The sequence below is a fragment of the Plantactinospora soyae genome (assembly GCF_014874095.1).
Lineage (GTDB): Bacteria > Actinomycetota > Actinomycetes > Mycobacteriales > Micromonosporaceae > Plantactinospora > Plantactinospora soyae.
The window spans coordinates 1311820-1316266 of record NZ_JADBEB010000001.1; the positions used below are offsets into that span (position 1 = coordinate 1311820).

Annotated in this window: 4 protein-coding genes; 1 reads left to right on the plus strand and 3 read right to left on the minus strand. The window is 67.7% G+C overall.

Going from position 1 to position 4447, the window contains the following annotated elements:
* Positions 1-39 precede the first annotated feature (39 nt).
* Genes H4W31_RS05845 through H4W31_RS05855 form a run of 3 tightly spaced genes read right to left on the minus strand, consistent with a single transcriptional unit; the run spans position 40 to position 3103 of the window.
* Entirely contained in the window at positions 40-1296 is a 1257-nt protein-coding gene (locus tag H4W31_RS05845; RefSeq protein WP_192765715.1) for a type III PLP-dependent enzyme domain-containing protein, read from the minus strand.
* A complete protein-coding gene (locus H4W31_RS05850; protein WP_192765716.1) occupies positions 1293-2849 on the minus strand; it encodes a class I adenylate-forming enzyme family protein in 1557 nt (518 codons plus the stop codon). Before H4W31_RS05850 ends, H4W31_RS05845 begins: the two co-directional genes overlap by 4 nt.
* Positions 2846-3103, minus strand: a complete 258-nt coding sequence (locus tag H4W31_RS05855) for a phosphopantetheine-binding protein (RefSeq protein ID WP_192765717.1) — start codon at positions 3101-3103, stop codon at positions 2846-2848. The genes H4W31_RS05850 and H4W31_RS05855 overlap by 4 nt, the downstream gene beginning before the upstream one ends.
* A gap of 385 nt (positions 3104-3488) precedes the next feature.
* Between H4W31_RS05855 and H4W31_RS05860 the strand changes: the two genes are divergently transcribed.
* Positions 3489-4409: a transglutaminase domain-containing protein gene (locus H4W31_RS05860; protein WP_192765718.1), complete on the plus strand. Its 921-nt coding sequence runs from the start codon at positions 3489-3491 to the stop codon at positions 4407-4409.
* Positions 4410-4447: the final 38 nt, after the last annotated feature.

Sequence of the window (4447 nt, forward strand, 5' to 3'; positions counted from 1 at the left end):
CTCCGCACTCCGCCGGCTCAGGGTGGCGGTCCGCGGATCTCACCGAACTGCCGGCGGCACCGGGTGGCCGCCTCCGTCGCGGTCAGGCAGCGGGGTTCTCCGCAGCTCGACGCGGGATGCCGAGCGCACCCGGCCGCCCGCGACGACGACTTCCGCCGCCACCGGGTGACCGAGAAATCCGAGGAGGCTGGCGGTCAGCCCGTAGGCGCCCACGTTCGGGATGGTCAGAACATCGCCGACCGTCACATCAGGCAGGCCGAGGCCACGGCCCAGCATGTCCAACGGCGTGCACAACGGTCCGGCCAGAGACACCGGCGTGCTACCGGGATCGGCGACCGCCTCGGCCGGCTGGGCCGACATCGGCAGCAGCCGCCGCAGGCCGGACAACCCGCCCAGCTGGTTGATGCCCGCATCGAGTACGGCAAACCTGCTGCCGTAGCTCTCCTTGATGTCCAGCACGGTGGTGAGCAACGTACCGGCGCCAGCGACAAGGTACCGTCCGCTCTCGACGGCCACTTGGGGGCGGCCGTCGCGCCAGCCGTCGAGGCCGGCGTCAAGCTCGGCGACGAGGGCCTCGCCCAGTGCCGGATAGCCGACCGGGTGGCCCGGGCGGGCATAGGGCGCGGCGAAACCTCCCCCGATGTCGAGTACCTCGAGGGGCAAGCCCTGGTCGCGCAGCCACAGCGCGGCCCGGATGCTGCCACGCAGCTCCGTGCTCAGCCCTTCTTCGCTCGAAGCGTTGGAGATCGAGTAGAAGTGCGCCCCGCGGATCCTGACGCCTCGATGCTCAGCCGCCGTACGCACGAGCGCCGGAACCTCGGCTATGTCCACACCGAACTGGCTCGCCGTCCCGGTCATCCGCAGGCCCGAGCCGCCCGCCGCGAAGCCGTTGACACGGATCAGGCACTGCGCCTCGACGTCCCGGGCCCGGGCGGCCGCGGCCAGGCGACGCAGATCGGTGCCGGACTCCACGGAGAAGAACGTCACGCCCCGGTCGAGGGCATAGTTCAGCGCCTCTGCGCTCTTGCCGGGCCCGGTGTAGAGGCAGTCCGTGGCGTCGACTCCCGCGACGAGCGCGACGTCCACCTCGCCGGAAGAGGTGATCTCGGCGTGGCACCCGGCGGCTGACAACGCTCCTACCAGGTCGGGATGGGGGTTGGCCTTCAGCGAATAGTAGATGCGGGTGCCGTTCGGCAGGGCCGCCCGGAGCCGGTCGGCCGACCTCGTCACGGAATCCACGTCGTACACGTAGGCCGGCGTGCCGAACCGGCTCGCGATCGAGGCGAAGTCGATCATGCCGTTGCCTCCTCGGTCATCCGGAGCAGGGCCTTCCGATCGATCTTGCCGTTGGGTGTCATCGGAAGCTGTGCGAGGACCCGGCAGGCGTCCGGTAGACGAGCCACGTCGAGCCATCCGGCGAGCCGGCGAATCAGGTCATCGGGATCGACCGGACCGGTCACGCAGGCGACGAGCCGGTCGCCCTCGGGCTGGTGGACCACCGCGCACTCGCGGACATCGGGAACCGCGCCGACGGCCGACTCGATCTCGGTGAGACTGACCCGCATCCCACGTCGTTTGACGATGTCGTCTCGCCGTCCGGAGAAGTAGAGATGCCCATCGTCGTCCAGGTATCCGTAGTCGCCGGTATGCAGGCGGCGTTCGCCGGTACGAGGCTCGGCCCGGAAGCGGCCCGCAGTGAGGTCCGGAGCCTGCCAGTAGCCGGTCATCACGTGCGGCCCACGCACGACGATCTCTCCCACCGTCCCAGGCGGCACGGGCACGCCGGCCTCGCTCAGGATCAGCACCTCGGTGCCGGGCAACGCTGTGCCGACCGATCCGGGACGCACCAGATCGCCGTCGGGCTCGAGGATACTCACGCGCTTGCACTCGGTGATCCCGAACATCAGGCAGATGGACGCCGCCGGATAGGCGGCGCGCAGTCGGGCGATGAGCGCAGGGGCGAGCACCGATCCGGTGTTCGTGAACAGTCGCACCTGGCTCGGCGGTTCAGCACCCTCCGCGGCTCGTCGCCGGTCGGCCAGTTTGACGAGCGTAGCGGCGATCGACGGGACAAGCGGGACGACGGTGGCCCCGGAATCACGGATCTGGCGGGCCAGCGTGAAGTCCGGGGACGAGTCGTTGAAGACGAGTGCCGCGGTACTCAGCGCCGCCAGGAAGACCTGGTACAGCCCGTAGTCGAAGGAGAGCGGCAGGCGGACGAAGACGACATCGTCCGGCCGGTAGCCGAGCCGATCCGCGATCGCGGTGGTGGCGAAGACGACCTGTGCGTGGTTCGACACCACCGCCTTGGGCCTCGAAGTACTTCCCGAGGTGTAGATCATCAGGCAGGGGTCGCAGGAAATGCCGGCCACCTCGCCCCCGGTCGCGCGACTGCTCCCGGCAAGACCGTCGAGTTCGTGCCAGAGGCGGGTCACCCCGACACCGGGCCGTCCGTCGAGGGCACTCCAGCAGTCCTCGTCGTCGTCATGGAGGATCGAGAGAACCGGATCGGAATCCGCGATGAGATCCCGCAACATGAACTGTTTGATGTCGCGGTGCACCGGTACGACGATCGCCCCGACGCGCGAGGCGCCGAAGATCACCGCAACCTGCTCCCGGCGATTGGCCGTCCGCAGGAGCAACCGGTCACCGCGGCCAACACCGCGGTCGCGCAGCCAGGCCGCAACCCGACGGCTCTGAGCGGTCAGTTCCGCGTACGACCAGACGCCCCGCTCGTCGCGGACCGCGACGGCTTCCGGCCGGCGGCGGGCAGCATCGTCGATCAGGCCGTGGAGGCGGACCTGCCCTCGGCCGGTCCGATCGGATGCGGCCTCGCCCCGGCTTGTCATCCGTCGATCCCTCGCAGCCGCGAGACCACACCCCACAGGTTGCCCGCGGTGGCGAAGGTCTCGAGGTTCATCGAACTGTCCGGGAACTCGATTTCGTAGAGCGTTTCGAGATCGACCAGCAACCCGACCATTCCCAGCGAATCGAGACCCAGATCCACGAGGCTCGCGTCCGCCTCGAGCGGCGAGTCCCCGAGAAGAAGTTTCACGTGCTTACGTAGCTCCGACTCGAATTCCGGATCCCAGGCAAGCGACACCGTTCACCCCGCAAGAAAATTGAACTGAAACTGAAGACCGTCATCGCGTGTTCTGGAATCTCGACGCATTGAAGCCGAGCCAAGGGTACGAGAGAACGGCATTACCCACCAAAGTGACAGAGATCACTTAGCAACTCGCAAGGGCCGCTCGGCCCACTTGAGCATTGACCGTTACAGGCTCACATGATATATACGATCATCACACCTTCAAGGCTCTTGACATTACTGTCGTTAATGGACGAGGATCCCACGAAGGGTGATATCGGCGCCTCGGCGCGTCACCTTTATCTGTCGCAATCATCGCGACGTCGAAAACAGATGTCCATGGGTCGTTGGGATTCACTCCGTGCGGGCGTACCCACGGCGAAAAACGGGGGTTGCATCGATGGAGAACACTCGGGCAGCTGTGATGGAGCGCGTACGACGCGTGCCGAGCGCGCTTCGTGTCTTCACCACGCCTGCGTCCGAGGCCCAGCGCCGGTTCGCCTTCGACGATGCGCTGCTGGCCGATCTGATCGAGCAGGGGCTTCCCCACGTGGCCACCGGGCCGGAGCTCATGTTCGACCAGTTCGACCTGGACAACATAAGCACCGGGCTCGGTCTCGCCTCGCCGCAACGCACCATCACGAAGCGCTGGACGAAGTCGCTCGAGGCTCAACTGGGACATGACCGCGGCCATTTCGAGCTGCGGCTCTCCTGGCGATGCCCGCTCCCCGGCCACGCCGGTGCCTGCGAATTCCTGCTGGAACCGGCGATCACCGGCTCCAGGAAGGACACTCCGACCGGCAGCACCATGACGATCCTCGCCGAACCCCTGGCCGAGGATCACGACTTCGGCCCCGACCTCGACCCGGTGGTCGCCGAGGCCCGCAGCTTGTTCTTCTACTCGATCCCCGACAGCCTCGCCACCGATCTCGATTTCGCCCGGCACGCCAGGCTTGCCGATTGTCGCCTCGCCAGCCGCTATCTCGCCACGGTGGCGGCGGAGGCCGGGCTGACCACACGCGTGGCTTCCGGATTCTTCGTCGGGGTGCCGTTCCCGGCCCCGCATGCCTGGCTCGAGATAGCCGTCGGCGACCGGTGGGTTCCGGTCGACCCGTTCTTTCTCAACACCCTTCATCGCTGGGACTTTCTGTCGGTCGACGCCGAACGGCTGCGGAGGTCGCCGCGCAACGTGTTGTGGCGACTGGGCACCTCGGCCGGACTCGGCTCGCCGCTCGTCCGGCATCGCCGGCCGGACGATGAGGACGCTGTCAGCGCGCCGTTCGGCCTCGCTGCACAGTGGCATCCACACCCCCTTCGCTGAGCCGCGCGAAAGCAGCCGAAGCGGTGGCCTCCCGCCGC